The 17,968-nt window shown below is 61.6% G+C and carries 17 protein-coding genes; 7 read left to right on the forward strand and 10 right to left on the reverse strand.

From position 1 onward, the window contains the following. Positions 1–74 precede the first annotated feature (74 nt). Positions 75–683, forward strand: a complete 609-nt coding sequence (locus tag RPG13_RS13465) for a YqgE/AlgH family protein (protein ID WP_126103230.1) — start codon at positions 75–77, stop codon at positions 681–683. On the opposite strand, the gene RPG13_RS13470 is transcribed toward RPG13_RS13465, so the two are convergent. The 3 genes from RPG13_RS13470 to RPG13_RS13480 form a co-directional block, all read right to left on the reverse strand. After that, on the reverse strand, positions 680–1,486 hold the full coding sequence (locus RPG13_RS13470) for a transglycosylase SLT domain-containing protein (RefSeq protein WP_337125224.1): 807 nt from the start codon (positions 1,484–1,486) through the stop codon (positions 680–682). The genes RPG13_RS13465 and RPG13_RS13470 overlap by 4 nt on opposite strands. 519 nt (positions 1,487–2,005) lie before the next feature. Next, a complete protein-coding gene (locus RPG13_RS13475; RefSeq protein ID WP_337125225.1) occupies positions 2,006–2,794 on the reverse strand; it encodes a class I SAM-dependent methyltransferase in 789 nt (262 codons plus the stop codon). A gap of 175 nt (positions 2,795–2,969) precedes the next feature. After that, on the reverse strand, positions 2,970–3,884 hold the full coding sequence (locus tag RPG13_RS13480) for a LysR family transcriptional regulator (protein WP_095486165.1): 915 nt from the start codon (positions 3,882–3,884) through the stop codon (positions 2,970–2,972). Between the two features lie 114 nt (positions 3,885–3,998). Between RPG13_RS13480 and RPG13_RS13485 the strand changes: the two genes are divergently transcribed. Continuing rightward, positions 3,999–4,262: a DUF4242 domain-containing protein gene (locus RPG13_RS13485; RefSeq protein WP_126103226.1), complete on the forward strand. Its 264-nt coding sequence runs from the start codon at positions 3,999–4,001 to the stop codon at positions 4,260–4,262. A gap of 167 nt (positions 4,263–4,429) precedes the next feature. Beyond that, positions 4,430–5,356, forward strand: coding sequence for an oxygenase MpaB family protein (locus RPG13_RS13490; RefSeq protein ID WP_292621129.1), 927 nt, complete (start codon positions 4,430–4,432; stop codon positions 5,354–5,356). A gap of 161 nt (positions 5,357–5,517) precedes the next feature. Here RPG13_RS13490 and RPG13_RS13495 read toward each other — a convergent pair whose 3' ends face one another. The 4 genes from RPG13_RS13495 to thrC are packed head-to-tail and all read right to left on the reverse strand — an operon-like array spanning position 5,518 to position 11,726. Then, entirely contained in the window at positions 5,518–8,406 is a 2,889-nt protein-coding gene (locus RPG13_RS13495; RefSeq protein WP_095486163.1) for an EAL domain-containing protein, read from the reverse strand. Positions 8,407–8,409: 3 nt separating this feature from the next. Next, positions 8,410–9,006, reverse strand: coding sequence for a GNAT family N-acetyltransferase (locus RPG13_RS13500; protein ID WP_337125229.1), 597 nt, complete (start codon positions 9,004–9,006; stop codon positions 8,410–8,412). A 15-nt stretch (positions 9,007–9,021) separates the two neighbouring features. Next, a complete protein-coding gene (locus RPG13_RS13505; RefSeq protein WP_126103224.1) occupies positions 9,022–10,314 on the reverse strand; it encodes a M16 family metallopeptidase in 1,293 nt (430 codons plus the stop codon). Between the two features lie 14 nt (positions 10,315–10,328). Next, positions 10,329–11,726 carry a threonine synthase gene (gene thrC / locus RPG13_RS13510; RefSeq protein ID WP_337125232.1) on the reverse strand — a complete coding sequence of 466 codons (1,398 nt, stop codon included), beginning with the start codon at positions 11,724–11,726 and terminating at the stop codon, positions 10,329–10,331. Positions 11,727–11,854: 128 nt separating this feature from the next. Here thrC and RPG13_RS13515 point away from each other — a divergent pair, with 128 nt between their 5' ends. Beyond that, entirely contained in the window at positions 11,855–12,529 is a 675-nt protein-coding gene (locus RPG13_RS13515; protein WP_127206240.1) for a hypothetical protein, read from the forward strand. Between the two features lie 39 nt (positions 12,530–12,568). On the opposite strand, the gene RPG13_RS13520 is transcribed toward RPG13_RS13515, so the two are convergent. Next, the gene (locus RPG13_RS13520; RefSeq protein WP_095486159.1) at positions 12,569–13,255 is read right to left on the reverse strand and encodes an HAD family hydrolase; all 687 of its coding nucleotides are present in this window, start codon (positions 13,253–13,255) and stop codon (positions 12,569–12,571) included. A gap of 175 nt (positions 13,256–13,430) precedes the next feature. Between RPG13_RS13520 and RPG13_RS13525 the strand changes: the two genes are divergently transcribed. Further along, positions 13,431–14,564, forward strand: coding sequence for a site-specific DNA-methyltransferase (locus tag RPG13_RS13525; RefSeq protein ID WP_095486158.1), 1,134 nt, complete (start codon positions 13,431–13,433; stop codon positions 14,562–14,564). A 65-nt stretch (positions 14,565–14,629) separates the two neighbouring features. Here the strand turns inward: RPG13_RS13525 and RPG13_RS13530 are convergent, their stop codons facing one another. Together RPG13_RS13530 and mutY are read right to left on the reverse strand one after the other, a co-directional pair. Further along, a complete protein-coding gene (locus RPG13_RS13530; protein WP_126103221.1) occupies positions 14,630–15,241 on the reverse strand; it encodes an HAD family hydrolase in 612 nt (203 codons plus the stop codon). 21 nt (positions 15,242–15,262) lie between these two features. Beyond that, positions 15,263–16,447, reverse strand: a complete 1,185-nt coding sequence (gene mutY, locus RPG13_RS13535) for an A/G-specific adenine glycosylase (protein WP_095486156.1) — start codon at positions 16,445–16,447, stop codon at positions 15,263–15,265. A 55-nt stretch (positions 16,448–16,502) separates the two neighbouring features. Here mutY and RPG13_RS13540 point away from each other — a divergent pair, with 55 nt between their 5' ends. Both RPG13_RS13540 and RPG13_RS13545 read left to right on the forward strand, forming a co-directional pair. After that, complete coding sequence (locus tag RPG13_RS13540; protein WP_095486155.1) at positions 16,503–17,003, forward strand: DUF721 domain-containing protein; 501 nt, start codon at positions 16,503–16,505, stop codon at positions 17,001–17,003. Between the two features lie 130 nt (positions 17,004–17,133). Continuing rightward, the gene (locus RPG13_RS13545) at positions 17,134–17,871 is read left to right on the forward strand and encodes a DsbA family protein (RefSeq protein ID WP_095486154.1); all 738 of its coding nucleotides are present in this window, start codon (positions 17,134–17,136) and stop codon (positions 17,869–17,871) included. Positions 17,872–17,968 lie beyond the last annotated feature (97 nt).

Raw genomic sequence — 17,968 nt, forward strand, 5'->3', positions numbered from 1 at the left:
TAGACGCACAGCCGAGACCAAATCGCGCGCGGCACATCTTTTCGGCGCTTCCAAAACGCGTTACGCTGCCTGTCATGGACTTATTGCGCCACAAGAAGATGGTCGCAGGACGCGGCTTTCTCGACGACCAGTTCCTGATTGCCATGCCCGGCATGAAGGACGACCGCTTCACGCGCTCCGTCATCTACATCTGCGCGCACAGCGACGAAGGCGCGATGGGCCTGATCATCAACCAGACGCAGCAGATGCTGTTTCCGGATCTTCTCGTCCAGCTCGGCATCATGAACGAACAGGAGGCGATCCGCTTGCCCGCGCAGGCCCGTGACTTCGTCGTGCGCAACGGCGGACCGGTCGACCGCAGCCGCGGCTTCGTCCTGCATTCGGGCGACTACCGGGTGGAATCGTCGCTGACCGTCTCCGACGAGATCTGCCTGACCGCGACCGTCGACATATTGCGCGCCATTTCGTCGGGCCGCGGCCCTCGGCACGCGCTGATGGCGCTCGGCTATTCGGGCTGGGGCGCCGGCCAGCTGGAAAGCGAAATCGCCGAGAACGGCTGGCTGACCTGCCCGGCAACTGCGGAGCTTCTGTTCGATACTGACATCGAGCGCAAATACGACCGGATTCTCGCTTCGATCGGTATCGACCTTGCGCATCTTAGCCTGGCGGCCGGTCACGCCTAGTGGTGAAAACCTGACACCATCGCCAGCCGTTTGCCCAAATCGTAGACGAGATTCTCGATATCGGCTGTCCAGAAAAGGTCAGCCTCTTTCACGCGGGTTTCGACATCGCTGTATTTGCCGATGCGGGCTTCTAAGAAGGAGCGCATGCGCTGGTGAAACTGGCCGACGGTGAGCTGTTTTCCCTTGGCCCTGAACATCGCGGTATTGAACCGCGCCGCCTTGGGGAAGATTTTGCTGGCTTTGGCATTGGGCGTCTCGTCGGCGTTCGACAGGAGGTTTGCTGCGCCGTTGGTGCCAAGGAAATGGGGGAGGTAAAGATCCCGTTCGTCCATGGCCTTCTCGAGACGGGCTTCGATGCGCTCCTTGGCCGCAAGAAGGTTCTTGGCCGCAAGTGCTGCCGACAGATAGGGATCGCGCCTGAATTCAAGGATGCGCTCTTCTTCGGCCTTGTCGTCGACGAAATGGTGTTCGCGCTTGCCCTCGAGGCGGATCCGGATCAGTTCCGCTTCGTCGCCCAGGCCGAACTCTGCACCGTAGTCCTTCACGGCCTCGAGCCATGTCTGGTCGAGGAACTGCATAAGACCAAGTGCCGACCCTTTAGGCGGGCGGTTGTTGATGTCGAAGGAGGATTCCTTCTCGGCGATCGCGAAAAGGGTGTCGGCAGGAAATTGGGTGTCCTTGGCTGCACGCAGAATCTCGCTGGCAATGTACTGGGACACCTTGTATTCGCCGAACTCGTGCACCGACATGCCTACGACGATCTGTTCCGCGCCTTTGGAAAGGATGGAGACGGTGCCCTTCAATGCATCGGCCAAGGTGCCTTCTCCCTTGCGTCGGGAGGTCGATATGGTGCCCGGATCGATGATGTCGAACTCGGGCGCGGCCGAGGGGAAACCCAGAGCGGAGGACGGAGCAGCAGTGGCAACCGCGGCTTCGGTCGCTCCGTTGACCAAGGCTCCCGAATAGACCGGCCATGGCATGGCTGCCACTGTCGCCGCCAAGCCAAGCCCCGCGATCCTTTTCGACAAAGGCCGCACGCCCGAAAGAATGACGCCTCCGCAAGCAAAGAATTCACGTGTTCTTTGGAGTGACGCCAGGTCATCCTCCGTTCCTTGTCTGCCCCAGATATTTTGGGAAGATCTATTTCCAACGTTGAGCCGTCAACGTCGAAAAGACAAGAAGAACGGTCAGTGCCTCCGCTAGCTAGTCATGGATAATGGCGGTACAATGGCCGCAGTGCGGCGAAATAATTCGTAATGTACAATGGGTTGATTTTTAACGAGCGTTGCGTAGGCAATGCGTTGCTTGTGAAGAGAGATCATTTACCCTTTGGCTGTCGCCAGATTGGTGCTGAGCTCGAAGGCTAGTTTCGACCCGTTGGTGTATGGCTGCAGCACGGGCGCACTCTCGCTCACGATCTCCTCCACGACGCGCTTGCGTTCCTGATCGTCCATTTCCTTGGCTAAAGAACTCATCCCGACCAGCGCCATCGTATTCAAATGCAGGAAGGGTGCGCCTTCCCCGAAATGGATGGTGCGCGAAATAGTCCTTGATCGGACCTCGTGGAAGCCGGCGTCTCGCAGCAGCGCCTCAAGTGGCGCCGCTTCCCCGAAGCTGTACCGTTGATCGGCGATGGCGCCCAGGTGGCGCTCCGCCACGCGGCGCAGTTCGCGAAAGAACGGGATTTCGTCATCCGGGCGCCACGTGGCAAGCGCCAGCCTACCACCCTTCGCCAGCGCGCGACGCATCTGCGCCGCCGCCGCGGGTTTGTCGGGAAAGAACTGCAGTCCTTGCTGGCAGACGACCACGTCGAACGTCTCACCGTTACGCAGAGGCAGCTCGCCGGCATTGCCCCGACGCCAGTCAATGGCTGGTTCTACAGCCCGCGCCACGGCAAGCATGTCCAGGCTGATGTCGACGCCGACGATGTATCCGGCTTCACCGAGCCGCTCTCTTGCAACGCGCGCCACTATTCCTGTTCCGCAAGCGATATCGAGTACGCGATCGCCCGAAGACAATTCCAGCTCGTCAAGAGCCAACTCGGCCCATGGACGGAAGAGAGGGCCGACGAGCCACCGCTCGTACATTTCCGGGAAACTTGCCTGGTTCATTGCGTAACTGGGCAAGGTCATAATTGTCCTCCCTCAGATTTCCATCCGGCCATCGCGAGCCTTCTCCGCTGTTCCTTGGCCGCGTGCGATTCCAACCAAGAGAAAGTTGCAGCCGTTTAGGAGAAAGAGAGAAAGCATCTCAAACCAGCAGCAGCTCAAGCTTCAGCAATAACGCCTAGCCTGGCCAATCGAAACTTTGGGCAGCTCGGACCATTGCCGCCGTCGCCGGGCTATATGGCCGGCCCGGAACGCTAGCCAGGGACACCGTGCGTGCCACCGCGGGTTCGATCAGCGGGCGCTGCAGAAGTTCAGGCGATGTCACCGAATATTCAGGCATGAAGGCGAAGCCGATCCGCGCCAGCACCATTGATTGGACCCAATCCTCGCGCTCGGAACGAAAGCGGGCATAAAGGCTAACGTTTCTTTCCCGGCACACCCCCATCACAAGGTCCCGCATTTCGCAGGACAGACGATCGACATAGGGTTCTTGAGAGAGGTCGACCAACTTGATTGCATCGAGGGTCGCAAGCCGGTGATCCGGCGCGAATACGACGACGTAACGCTCACTGTAGAGATCATGGACGCGGAAAGCCGCTCCCAATCCCTCCAGCGGATTGAGAACGGCCAGATCGAGATCGCCATGCTCAAGCCTGTTTTTCAGTTCCTGAACGCTCGCTTCGCTAACTTCAAGCTCGACGCCATGATAGTCGCGCTGGAACTTTGCGAGGAACCGGGCGAGCTTCACATGGCCGATGGTCGACATCACGCCGAGGCGGATCGGCACCTGGTTGAGTAGCCTAAAATTATCGGCAAGCGTCCTGGTTGCGTGGGCCTCCTGCATGATCTGCTGAAGATGCGGCAGAATGGAGCGCCCGAACTCACTCAGGAGGACGCGCTTTCCCTCGCGGTGGAACAAGGGCGCGCCAAGCTCATCCTCGAGCGTCTTGACCGCTTTGGTGAGCGCCGGCTGAGACACGTTGCAATCGGTGGCGGCCTTGGTGAAATTCAGTATTTTCGCGGCCGCAAGCACGTAGCGGACCTGAAACATCTCCATGGCGAGCCCTCCCGAGGCGGTTCCACGAAACGACATTATAGCCCCTTCATCGATAACTGTCGGCTATCGATCGATAGAAAAAATGTCGTTTTCTTTCGCCCGCCATTGCATTCAACTCCTGTAGTCACTGAACTAGGAGGAGATCTGGAAATGACCGTCTATATGGTGGAACGGGACCTCAAGGGCATCAGCATGGAAGCTCTGGGAGATGCACAGAAGGCGGCGATCAGCAAGGCCGCTGAGATGACGTCCAACGGCACCGACATTAGGTATCTGCGCTCGACCTTCGCACCGGAGGACGGGCGCTGCATGTGCCTGTTTGACGCTGTCTCCAATACCGACGTGAAGCGTCTAAACGACGATGCAGGACTGCCCTATCACAGAATCGTGCCGGCGCTCGATCTGACCCCATAAGGCCAGCACGACCGGGCTCGTGATGACCATCCGGGCCCGGCGTTCTGGAGAGTCATGCGCAGCGCGCCAGGCTGATCATTTGGAACGACGGAAGACCCAAGACGTTCGTGCTGCATCCGCTAGCCGCAGTTCTAACGCTTGTTGCTCCCAGGAGTCTGAGGCGGACCATGTTTGGCAGCTCGGGCATCATTCCTCTGCCTCGCCCGCTTGAGCGTCGTGTGGATACTCTTGCGCAGTCGTTCATGCGCCAGCGGCTCGGATATCAGATGGACTTCTCGACCCCGGAAGGCGAGCCGGCGCTGTTACCGCCCACCTCCGTGTCCTGGCGTATTTTCAAGAACCCTGTTGCGCTGTTCATCGGCGGGGTTACGGCGGTGCTGCTCGAATTGGCAGAGCCGCGGGTTCGCGACGCCATTTGGCAGCACAGCACATTCCGCTCCCACGCGCTCCGACGATTACAGCGCACCGGCCTCGCTGCCTTGGTCACGGTCTACGCCCACCGAACCAAGGCTACGGCCATGATTGAAGGTGTGGTCAGGATGCATGGGCGTGTTTCAGGTCGAACGAGCGAAGGCGAGCCATACCACGCCACCGACCCGGAGTTGCTGGACTGGGTGCAAGCGACGGCCGAGTTTGGTTTCATGGAGGCGTATCACGTCTATGTGCATCGTCTGCATTTTTTCGAACGGGACGCGATGTTTGCTGAGGCTCGCCCCGTCGCGCTTCTCTATGGTGCGGCCGGCGCGCCCACGTCTCAGGCCGAGCTTTACGCGCTGTTCGACGTGATGAGGCAAAGACTAGTCGCGTCGCCGATCATCTTGGAATTCCTGGAGATCATGGAAGAAGTTCCCGCCTTGCCGGGAGCGGCTCAACCGCTTCAGCGACCATTTCTGAAGGCGGCAGTCGAGATCCTACCCCGCTGGGTGCGCGAGCGGTTGGCGCTCGGCGACCGCTGGACGTTGAAGCCGTGGGAGCGTGCTTTTGTGAAGACGACGGCTGCAATTTGCGACAGCATCGTGCTCCCTTCATCACCGGCCGTCCAGTCGTGCCGTCGCCTCGGCCTTTCCGAGAACTATCTCTATCGCCGCCCTTAATCAGGCTTTCCAACATTGATGGAGCCGCGCCAGGAGACTAAAATTTTCGATACTGCGTGACGAGGACGGTTTACTTGCGAACTCCAGGCGCCGGGAAGCGGACCCCCCGGCATGTCGCCCAAAGGTGCGCAGCGGTTTTGACACTACGACATGCGCAAAAATCAAGCCTGAGTCAGCGGATACTGTTCCTTCAGCGTCTTCAGCACCTGATCGCCGGGCATCGGCGCGCCGAACATGAAGCTCTGCACATATTCGCAGCCCATCTGCCGCAGTTCGAGCGCATCGCTTTCGTCCGAAATGCCTTCGGCCACGACCGAAAGGCCGAGCTCATGCGCCATGTTGACCATGGATTTGAGCAGCACCGCGCGCTTCGGTGTCGAGTCGTCGACGAAGCTCTTGTCGATTTTGATCGTGTCGAAGGGGAAGCGCGTCAGATAGGCTAGCGATGAGTAGCCGGTGCCGAAATCGTCCAGCGACAGGCCGATACCAAGCTTCTTCAGCTTGTTCAGCACATGGGCTGTCTGCTCGGGATTGTCCATCACCAGCGATTCGGTGAGTTCGAGCCGGAAGCAGCGCGGCTTTAGATTGGCTCGCGCGATCACCGAGCGGACGTCGCTGACCAGATCGCGGCGGATGAGCTGACGGCTGGACAAGTTGACCGAAACCGACAACGGCGCATCGCCGATCTGCTTTTGCCAGCCCGCCAGATCTTCGGCGGCCTGCTGCATGGCGAACAAGCCAAGCTGCACGATCAGGCCGCAGCTCTCGGCGACCGGGATGAAATCGCCTGGTGGAATCATGCCGCGGCGCGGATGGTCCCAGCGCAAAAGCGCCTCGAAGCCGGCAACGCTGCCGTCTTCGAGCCGCACGATGGGCTGGTAGGCTAGTGTGAATTCGCGCCGTTCGATGGCGCGGCGCAGGTCGGACTCGAACTGCAGCCGGTCGGTGCCGACGGTCCGGAAGGCGGGGCGGAACGGCTCGATCCTGTCGCCGCCGAAACGCTTGGCCTGGTGCATGGCAAGCTCGGCGTCCTTGACCATGTCCTCGGCTGAGCTCTGCGCCGAGGTCCAGGTGACCAGTCCGATCGAGGCGGTCAGCACAATCTCGCGTTTGGCAAAGGTGATCGGATTGTTGATCGCATGCTTGATGGCGTCGGCGACCGCCGCGATGCGGGCCGGGTCCTGTTCAGAAAGCAGCATCAGCGCGAACTGGTCGCCGGCAAAGCGCGACAGCGAATCCTTCGGCTTGAGCAGCCGGTGCAGGCGGCGCGCAATGGTCAGCAGGATGGTATCGCCGGCCGAGATGCCGAGCCCGTCATTGACCTGCTTAAACCGGTCGATGTCGATGACGAAGACGGTCGGACGCACCTTCTCTTCCGTGCGCGCGATCGAGATGATCGCCTCCAGCCGGTTCATCAGCAATTCCCGGTTCGGCAGGCCGGTGAGATTGTCATGCACGGCATCGTGCAGCAGCCTCTCCTCTGACTTTTTCTGCTCCGTCACGTCGACCATGGTGCCGACGCAGCGGATGACCTCGCCGTCCGATCCGATCACCGGCCGAGCGCGCAGCGAAAACCAGTGATAGTGCCCGTCGGCGCCGCGCAGGCGGAAGTTCTGCGACACGCGGCCGCGCCGGTGTTCGAGCACCACGTCGAGCGTCGTGCGGAACGTGTCGCGATCGTCGGCATGCAGCACCGGCAGCCAGTTGCGGGCGGCCCCGCCCAGACTGTCGGGCGCAAGGCCAAGCTGGATGCTGACATCCGGCTTGGTGACGACGCGGTCGCGCATCACGTCCCAGTCCCAAACCGTGTCGCCCGATCCGGCGACGGCCAGCGCCTGCCGTTCGAGATCGGAGAAAAGGCCCTGATGCAGCGCGCCACCGGCAAAGGCGTGCTGCATGACGGTGAAGCCGATCAGCAGGATGATGAGGATCAGCCCGCCGCCCAGCGCCGGCTGGGCAATGTCGTTGTCGAGCATGCCGGTGATCGCCATCCACGACCCGCATAGCCACAACAAGACCATGACCCAACTGGGCACCAGCATGATGGCACGGTCGTAGCCGCGTATGCCGAGGAAAATGATCAGGCCGAGGCCGGTCAGGGCGGTGGCGGCGAAGGACAGCCTGGCGATGCCGGCGGCGACCGCCGGATCGACGATGGCCACACCCGCGATCAGCACCAGCCCAAGAATCCAGACCAGCGCGCCGTAGCTGAAATGGCCGTGCCATCGGTTGAGGTTGAGGTAGGCGAACAGGAACACCACGAAGGTCGCCGCAAGCGCCACCTCCGTTCCGGCTCGCCACATCTGCTCGTTGCCGGGCGATATTTCCAGGACCTTGTTGAGAAAGCCGAAATCGATGCAGATATAGGCGAGCACCGCCCAGGCGAGTGCAGCGGTAGCCGGGAACATCGAGGTCCCCTTGACGACGAAAAGGATGGTCAGGAACAGCGCCAGAAGGCCGGCGATGCCGATGACGATGCCGCGAAACAGCGTGTAGGAGTTGACCGAGTCCTTGTAGGATTCCGGATCCCACAGATAGACCTGCGGCAGTTTGGGCGAGGCAAGTTCGGCAATGAAGGTGATCACCGTTCCGGGATTCAGCGTCACCCGGAACACATCGGCGTCGGGGCTGGTCTGGCGGTCGAGCGCGAAGCCCTCGCTGGGCGTGATCGCGGCAATGCGGGTCGAGCCGAGATCCGGCCAGAAGATGCCGGAATTCACCAGCCGGAAATGCGGTGCGACGATCAGCCTGTCGAGCTGCTGGTCGGTGGTGTTGGCTAGCGCGAACACCGCCCAGTCGCCGGTCGAGCGCGCATCATTGGCCTCGACCTCGATGCGCCGCACGATGCCGTCCGGTCCCGGCGCGGTCGACACCTGGAAGTTCTCGCCCTGGTTGCGATAGATTTCGACCGCGCCCGAAAGGTCGAGCGCCACGTCGTCGCGGGCGATCTTGATCGGTTCGACGGCGAAGGCCGAGGACGCCGCGCAGAGCGTGACGATTGCCGTCAGGACAAAGGCGAACAGCGACCCGATTCGCAGGAAATTCGTCAAAAATCAGTCCTTCGTTCCCGCGCCGGGCAGATCGTCCCCGATCCGGGCGTAGAGGTAATGGTCCTGCCAGATGCCATTGATCCTGAGATAGGATCGCAGAAGTCCTTCGCGCCGGAATCCGGCTTTTTCAAGCACGCGGATCGACCGGGCGTTGTCGGGAATACAGGCAGCTTCGATCCGGTGCAACCTCAGCGTATCGAAGGCGAAGCGCGTCACCACCTTGACCGCGTCGGTCATCAGGCCGTGGCCGCTGTAGCGCTCGCCGATCCAGTAGCCGATATGGCCGCTTTGCGCGACGCCGTGGCGGATATTGCCGAGGGTGATTCCGCCGACAAGCTTGCCGCTGCTTTTGTCGAAGATGAAGAAGGCTATGGCCGTTCCCTGCGCGTAATCTTCGCGGTAACGGCTGAGGCGATGCCGCCAGGCCGTGCGGTCGAGCTCGTCGGGGTTCCACCGCGGCTCCCACGGCTCCAGGAAGCGGCGGCTTTCCCCGCGCAGCACCGACCATTCGCGATAGTCGTTGGTCAGCGGCACGCGCAGCGTGACGCGATCGCCCTTCAGTGCCGGCAGGTCACGGCGAAAGAAAGGGAGCGCGAACATGACGCTTTGATGGACTTAGCCGGCGAGCTTTCGGGCCGTGGTCTGCGTGCCCGAAAGCGACTCAAGGACCGCCTCATAGGGAGCGAGCGTGCCCACCGGTCCGACGGCAGTCAGCGTCGGCTTGGTCGAAAACAGCCGTGACGACAGGTCCGTCAACCGCTCGACCGTCAGCGCCGACAGCCGTTCCATCAGCTCTTCCTTGGCGATCGGCCGGCCGAACAGAAGCATTTGCCGGGCGATCTGCGAGGCGCGGCTGGCCGGGCTCTCGGCGGACATGATCAGGCCTGCGCGGTACTGGGCGCGTGCCCGGTCGAGTTCCTCCTGCAGGATGTTCTCGCCGGCCTTCTGCAACTCGTCGATGACCACCGGCACCAATTCGGCGATGTCGCTCTGCCCGGTCGCGGCATGGACGCCGAATATGCCGGTGTCAGAAAAACCCCAGTGGAAGGCATAGACCGAATAGCACAGCCCGCGTTTTTCGCGGACTTCCTGGAAAAGGCGCGACGACATGCCGCCGCCAAGGATCATCGACAGGACCTGCGAAGCGTAGAAGTCACGCACATGATAGGCGCGGCCCTCGAAACCCAGCACGATCTGCGCGTCCATCAGGTCGCGGTCCTCGCGGAAATCGCCGCCGACATATTGCGCATATTGCGGCATCGTGTTGTCGGACTTGCTGCGGAAGCCGCCGAGATGCTTCTCGACCTCACGCACGAAATTGTCGTGCTTGATGTCGCCGGCGGCGACGACCACCATGCGTTCGGCGCCATATTGCCGTTCGATGAATTTGTGCAGTTGCTTCGAGGTGAACGATTTGACGGTTTCCGGCGTGCCGAGGATGGAACGGCCGATCGTCTGGTGGCGGAAGGCCGTCTCGGTGAAACGGTCGAAGACGATGTCGTCGGGCGTGTCGTGAGCGGCGCCGATCTCTTGCAGGATCACATGCTGCTCGCGCTCTAGCTCCTGCGGGTCGAACTCGGATTCCTGCAGGATATCGGAGAGGATATCGACGGCCAGGGGCACGTCGTCGCTCAGCACCCTGGCATAATAGGATGTGGTCTCGACACTGGTGGCGGCATTGATCTCGCCGCCGACATCCTCGATTTCCGAGGCGATCTCGAAGGCGCTGCGCCTTCTGGTTCCCTTGAACGCCATGTGTTCAAGCAGGTGGGCCATTCCGTGCTCTTCGTTACGCTCGTTGCGGGCGCCTGATTTGACCCAGGCACCAAGAGCGACGGATTCGAGGCTTGGAAGGGTTTCGGTGGCGACTGTCAGGCCGTTCGACAGACGGCTTACCTCAACACCCATATAGCTAATACTCCCTAACTTGCCGCCCGCGTGTGACGGCTAACATAATCTTCCACCATTTTCAGGTCGGATGGAAGTACCGTGTATTTTTCCTCTGATGTCATCAACCCGCCTAGCCACGCGGGCAGGGCAGGCGACACGCCGCTGGCGGCTCCGACGGCAGCCGGGAATTTTGCCGGATGGGCGGTGCCGAGCACCACCATGGGCACGGCCTTGGTGGCCTTCGCACCCGCAACATGCATGGCCGCGGCCGTGTGCGGGTCGAGCAAATAATCACTGGCGTCGAGCGTCGAGCGGATCGTGGCGGCGACTTCGTCCATCGTCGAACGGCCAGCATCGAATTCGGAGCGGATCCTGGCGATCTCGCCCGCTTCGATGGCGAAGGCGCCGGACTGCTTGAGGCCGCTCATGTAGCGCCGCACGGTCGAGGCATCGCGACCGGCCGCCTCGAACAGCAGGCGCTCGAAATTCGACGAGACCTGGATGTCCATCGACGGCGACGTGGTCGAAAAGACGCCTTTCGTGCGGTACTCGCCGCTCGACAGCGTGCGCGCCAGAATGTCGTTGTCATTGGTCGCGATGATAAGCCGCTCGATCGGCAGCCCCATCTTCTTGGCGGCGTAGCCGGCGAAGATGTCGCCGAAATTGCCGGTCGGCACCGTGAAGGAAACCGGCCGGTCGGGCGCGCCGAGCGACAGCGCCGATGAGAAATAATAGACGATCTGGGCCATGATGCGCGCCCAGTTGATCGAATTGACGCCCGACAGCGACACCCGGTCGCGAAAACCGTGATCGTTGAACATGTCCTTCACCAGGCCTTGGCAGTCGTCGAAATTGCCTTCGACCGCCAGTGCATGGACATTTGCCGCGGTGGACGTCGTCATCTGCCGCTGCTGCACCGACGAGACCCGGCCGTGCGGGAAAAGAACGAAGATGTCGGTCCGATTGCGCCCGGCGAAGGCATCGATGGCAGCCCCGCCGGTATCGCCTGATGTGGCGCCGACAATGGTGGCGCGCTGGTCGCGTTCGGCAAGCACATGGTCCATCAGCCGGGCGAGAAGCTGCATGGCGACGTCCTTGAAGGCAAGTGTCGGGCCGTGGAAGAGTTCCAGAACGAACATGTTCGAGCCGGTTTGCACCAGCGGGCAGACCGCCTCGTGGCGAAAGGTCGCATAGGCTTCACGCACCAGGCGTTCGAACACCGGCATCGCGATCTCGTCGCCGAGAAACGGCGACAGCACGCGGATGGCGAGGTCGGGATAGGCAAGGCCGCGCATGGCGCGGATCTCTGCCGCCGAAAACTGCGGCCAGGCATCAGGCACATAAAGTCCGCCATCGCGTGCCAGACCCACCAGCACCACGTCGGAAAATCCAAGCACGGGCGCTTCCCCGCGGGTACTCACATATTGCATCGTTACATGTCCATTGCTGCCGGGCGGCTTCATCCGCGGCAAAGTGGTTAATTTCCGCGCTTGCTCAGTCGCATTTTTGCCGCGCGGTTGATATACGTCACCCGCTTTGCGAGAGGGAAGTGCAGTTCATGGCGTTTCATTCATTCAACGGTCGTTTTGTCGCGGGTCTGGCCCTCGCTGGCTTTATGCTTACCGCCGCCGGCTGCCAATCAGGCGGCAGTAGCATTCTGGGCTTCGGAAAAAAGGACTCGACACCGCCACCACCTCCGGACCCGAAGGTTCTTTCCAGCCAACTGCTGGCCTATTGTCCGAAAGTGACGCTGCGCGACGGCACCGCTTTCTTCAACACCTATGCCAAGGGCAACCAGAAGCCCAAGAAAAAAGCCGCCGCTCAGGACGCCGAGGCTGCTGCGCTCGACGCGAGCAGCGATCAGCAGGACGATTCGGCGAAGGTCATCTATCAGGCCTCGATCACCGATGTGACCCGCGACTGCAACCGTGCCAACGGCTCGCTGACGATGAAGATCGCCGTCGCCGGCAAGGTCGTTCCGGGACCGATGTTCAGCCCGGGCACGATCACAATGCCGATCCGTATCGCAGTGATGCATGGCACCGAGGTGCTTTACTCGCAGCTTCATCAACATCAGGTCCAGGTTACCAATCCCTCGAGTGCCACCCAGTTCGTCTTCACCGATTCGAACGTCGTCGTTCCCGAGCCCACTGCGCAGGACTATCAGGCGTTCGCCGGCTATGACGAAGGCCCGGCGAAGAAGACCGACAAGAAGATTGCCGCAGCCGAATAGCGGCGGCATTAGGGCCGCCTCCGGTCGGAGGCGTATGCATCACGCATCCGACCATTCCGACAGGGCGGCGATCACGCTTTTCAGTTCTGCCCAGCGGCGGATGACCGTTTCGGCGCCGGCCTCGGTCAGCGCGTCGGCATGCCCGGGATAGCTGTGCGCCGCGCCGGTAAAGCCGATAACGCGCATGCCGGCTGCCCTGGCGCCGGTCACGCCATGCACGGAATCCTCGATGACGAAGGTGTTGGCCGGATCGGCCTTGAGCTTTGCCGCGGCAAAGAGAAACACGTCTGGGGCAGGCTTGGACTTTCCGCTCGGTGTTTCCAGAGAGGAAAAAATCCGGCCGTTGAAAAACGGCAGCAGATGCACCTTCTCCAGCATGAATTCGATCCGCTCGGAGCGAGAATTCGAGCAGATGCAGCGCGGTGCAGTCACCGCGGCGACCGCCTCGTGCACCCCGTCGATGGCGCGCACATCGCTGCGCAGCCTGCGGTCGACCAGGTCTTCGGCGCGGTCGATCAACGAGGCTTGGAATGGGATGCGGGACTTCTCCTCGACCCGCATCATGATGTCCTTGAAGGTCAGCCCGGCATAGGTTTCGGAAATCTCCTCGGCCGATATCTCGTAACCGGCCGATGTCAAAAGCTCGGCTTCGATGCGCGCGGCGATGATTTCGGAATCGACGAGCACGCCGTCGCAATCGAAGATGACAAGGTCTGGCTGGGGCATTGGCGATCCGGAAAGCGGGAGGGAGGAGGCTGAGACGCTCAGGCGGCGCGGCATACACCAACAGGCCGGCCTTCGCAAATTACCTGTGGTCCGAACCCTCAACCTTCATCGAATATTTACGCTGATCGGTAACCATAACAGGGAGTAAACAGTAACGCGTGCTTTGGGTGTCACAATGTCTGCCGTGCGTCTTCTCGACGACCTTTCCCATGCTCCCCAGCAGTCCGAATGGCTGGATACGATCCTGAAGGGCGATTGCGTCGCCGCGCTCGACCGGCTGCCCGAAAAGTCCATCGACGTGATCTTTGCCGATCCGCCCTACAATCTGCAGCTCGATGGCGATCTGCACCGGCCCGACCAGTCCAAGGTCGATGCCGTCGACGATGACTGGGATCAGTTCGCGAGTTTTGAGGTCTACGACGCCTTCACCCGCGCCTGGCTGCTGGCGGCGCGCCGCGTGCTGAAACCGAACGGCACCATTTGGGTCATCGGCTCCTACCACAATATTTTCAGGGTCGGCGCCAAGATGCAGGATCTGGGGTTCTGGATCCTCAACGATGTTGTGTGGCGCAAGACCAATCCGATGCCGAATTTCCGCGGCCGTCGCTTCCAGAACGCCCATGAGACGATGATCTGGGCCTCGCGCGATCAGAAGGGCAAGGGTTATACCTTCAACTACGAAGCGCTGAAGGCGTCGAATGACGACATCCAGATGCGCTCCGACTGGCTGTTCCCGATCTGCACCGGCGGTGAGCGCCTGAAGAACGAAAATGGCGACAAGCTGCATCCGACGCAGAAGCCCGAGGCGCTGCTCGCCCGCATCATGATGGCCTCGACGAAGCCCGGCGATATCGTCCTCGATCCCTTCTTCGGCTCCGGCACCACCGGCGCGGTAGCCAAGCGCCTCGGCCGCCATTTCGTCGGCATCGAGCGCGAGCAGACCTATATCGACGCCGCCAACGAGCGCATAGATGCAGTCCGGCCGCTGAATGGCGCCGATCTTACCGTGCTTACCGGCAAGCGCGCCGAGCCGCGCGTTGCTTTCGTCAGCCTCATCGACACCGGGCTGATGTTGCCGGGTGCCACGCTTTATGACGCCAAGAAGCGCTGGGCGGCCAGGGTACGCGCCGATGGCACGGTGGCGATCGGCGACAGCGCCGGATCGATCCACAAGATCGGCGCGGAAGTGCAGGGGCTGGACGCCTGCAACGGCTGGACCTTCTGGCACTATGAGCGCAGCGGCGGCCTGACCCCGATCGACGAGCTTCGCCGCATAGCCCGTCTTGGCATGGAGCGGGCAGGGGCCTGACGACGGATTCTATGGATCCGTCATGTTAAAGCGGATTATCGATCGGCCTGTCGAAGTGATTCAAATCACACTCTGATCCCCAGCTCTCTAAGGTCCGCCTTGAGCGTCTTGGCGTCGGTGAACAGCACGGACTGCCAGCCGGCCGCCTTGGCACCTTCGACATTCTTCTGGCTGTCGTCGATGAACAGCGTGGCCGCGGGCTCGAGGCCGAAGGCGGCGACGTGATGATCGTAGATGCCGCGATCAGGCTTGATCAGGCCGATCTCGCCCGAAATGGTCACCCCGCGCGGACGGTTGAGGAAATCGAAACGCTGCCGGGCTTCGGCGAGCGTATCGGAGGCGAAGTTGGTCAGCATGGTGACGTCGTGGCCGGTGTCGATCAGCTTCTCCATGATCTCAACGCTGTCCGCATAGGCGTGCGGCACCATCTCGTGCCAGAGGCGGCGGAAGCTGCGGATGTTTTCGGCATGGTCGGGATGTTCGGCGATCAGCAGGGCTTCGGCTTCCTCCCATGTCCGCCCTCGATCCTGCTCGATGTTCCAGTCATGCGTGCAGACATTGTCGAAGAACCACTTTCTCTCCTCGGCATCCGGAATGAGACGGCTGAACGGAAGGTTCGGGTCATAGTGGATCAGCACTCTGCCGATGTCGAAAACGATGTGGCGGATTTCAGTCATTCTGTCCTCATTCAATGCAATTCAATGCGGGCGCTGCTTTTTGGTCGCGCCCGGTATCGCCGCTTCGATTACCTTTTTCATGACAGTGGGTAAGGCTTCCCCGGAAATTTCATGGGCCAGTGACCAGAAATGCCCCGCCGGAGCAGCGCCTTCTGTCACCGATTTGAACACGTCGAGTTCAAGCCCGAAATGGGTAAAGACGTGGCCAATCCGCCCGGCGGGCCGCCAGTCGCCGGGAAAGGGGGCTGCCGCATCCGTGGTGGCGCCGTCAATCCGTGCTGTCCAGCCGGTCGTCGGCACCTCGGTCATGCCGCCGAGCAGGCCTTTTTCCGCACGTTTTCGCAAAAGAATGGCGCCGTCGGCCCTGACGGCGACAAAGGCGGCGCCACGCCGCAATGGCTTTTCCGCCTTCGGCAGGCGCACCGGAAAATGCTCGGGGTCGCCCGAGACAGTGGCGCTGCAATCGTCTCGCAGCGGGCACAGCATACAGCGCGGCCGGCGTGGCGTGCAGATCGTCGCGCCCAGATCCATCATCGCCTGGGCGAAATCGCCCGGTCTGGTCGCTGGAACCATGCGCTCGACATAGGCGCGTATGTCTCCCTTGGCTTCGCTTAGCGGCGTGGCGATCGAGAACAGCCGGGAAACCACACGCTCGACATTGCCGTCGACGACCGCGGCTGGCTGGTCGAAGGCGATCGCCGCGATCGCCGCCGCCGTGTAGGCGCCGATGCCGGGCAGCTCTCTCAAGGCAGCTTGCGTATCCGGAAACCTGCCGCCTTGCCGTGCGACGAGATCGGCGCAGGCCTTTAGATTGCGCGCGCGGGAATAGTAGCCGAGCCCGGCCCAGGCCTTCATGACATCTTCGGTCGGTGAAGCGGCCAACGCCTCGACATCCGGCCATTTCTGGACAAAGGCCCGGAAATACGATTTTACCGCTTCCACCGTGGTCTGCTGCAGCATGACTTCGGAAAGCCAGATGCGGTAGGGATCGGGACGCACCCCGCGTGCCAGCTCGCGCGGCGCAATGCGCCACGGCAAGTCGCGGTGATGCGCGTCGTACCAGGCGAGCAGGCGGGACGCGATCTCGGCGCTCTCCCCCGATGCAGCCTTGCTGCTATCGTCGGACGCAGCTTTGCTGCTGTCTCTAGACGCGGCTCCGCCGCTGTCTCCGGATGCGGTCTTGCGGGTCTGGTCGTGCAGTGCCATTGATCGAGGACAGGCCTAGCCGATGCTTGGTGAAGGTCGTGACTGGAGAACGCACATGGCAGGGAAAAGGCCCTTCGGCAATCCCGTTCCGGTGAGTGATCTCGCAACCCAGATCCTCGATCCGGTGTTGCGCAAGCGGGCCGGCATGTCGATCGGGCTCGTGCAGTCTTGGGAGGAGATTGCCGGGCCTCGGCTCGCCAGCCGTTCGCGCCCTGAAAAGATCCAGTGGCCGCGGCGCATGCATGAAGACGATCCGTTCGAGCCGGCGGTGCTGGTCATCGCCTGCGAAGGCATGGCCGCGCTCCATCTGCAGCACGAAACCGGCGAGATCATCAACAGGGTCAACGCCTTCCTCGGCTTCAACGCTATCGGCCGGATCAGAATCGTGCAAAAGCCGGTGACGGCGGACAAGGGGCGGCCTAAACCAAGCTTCCGGCCGCTGACTGCGGCCGAGAAGGTGAAGCTGTCAGGCACTGTCGGAATGATCGAGGATGACGGGCTGCGTGCTTCGCTGGAGCGGCTCGGCGCCACCATTCTCGGTCAAAAGAAGGTATAATCTCGCGCTTTCGTGATCGCGCACACAAAGTTTGGCGATTGGAATGGGGACGGCGATGCCTTAATTCGCGCCAACTCTCGCCTTTTCTAGTCTTTGCATTGCAAAATCCAACTATTGTCAGGTGATTCGTATGACCCGTCCTTTGTCCCGCAGAAACCTCCTGTCGTCGCTGGCCGCCATTCCGGCGGTGGCTCTGCTCGCCGCCTGCAGCGACTCGGGCGAGAAGGCCGTCGCGCAGGATGCGGCTCCCGCCGATGCGATGAAGCCGGCCGATCCGGCGAAGCCGGCAACGCCGGCCGCGGTCAAGGCGCCTGAGGCCCAGGGCACGGTGGACATGGCGGCCTTGCTGAAGCCAGGCGCGCTGCCCGACGCGCAACTGGGCAAGGACGACGCGAAAGTCACAATCGTCGAATATGCCTCGATGACCTGCCCGCACTGCGCGCATTTCCACGAAACCACCCTCCCGGAGCTGAAGACGAAATATATCGACACCGGCAAGGCCCGCCTTATCCTGCGCGAATTTCCGTTCGACCCCAGCGCTGAGGCCGGTTTCATGCTGGCGCGCTGCTCCAAGGACAATTATTTCCCGATGGTAGACGTTCTGTTCAAGCAGCAGGCGAACTGGGCAGGTGTTGCCAATACCAAGGATGCCCTGCTGCAAATCTCCAAGATGGCCGGTTTTACACAGGAGTCCTTCGAGGCCTGCTTGACGGACCAGAAACTTCTGGACGATGTGAGGTCGGTCCAGAAGCGCGGCGCCGATGAATTCAAGGTCGACTCGACGCCGACCTTCTTTATCAACGGAAAGACCTACAAGGGGGCGCTGTCGATTGAGGAAATATCGGCCATCATCGACCCTCTGCTCTGACGTTTCCGCAGCGCCGAAGCGGCTGCGCTTCGGCGTGCGCAGCTTTTTGCTGTGCCGCGGATTCTCTTCGCAAAACCGCGGAACACTTTTGCGGAAC

Origin of the sequence: Mesorhizobium sp. ISC15 (assembly GCF_037162615.1) — a bacterium.
Classification (GTDB): Bacteria; Pseudomonadota; Alphaproteobacteria; order Rhizobiales; family Rhizobiaceae; genus Mesorhizobium; species Mesorhizobium mediterraneum.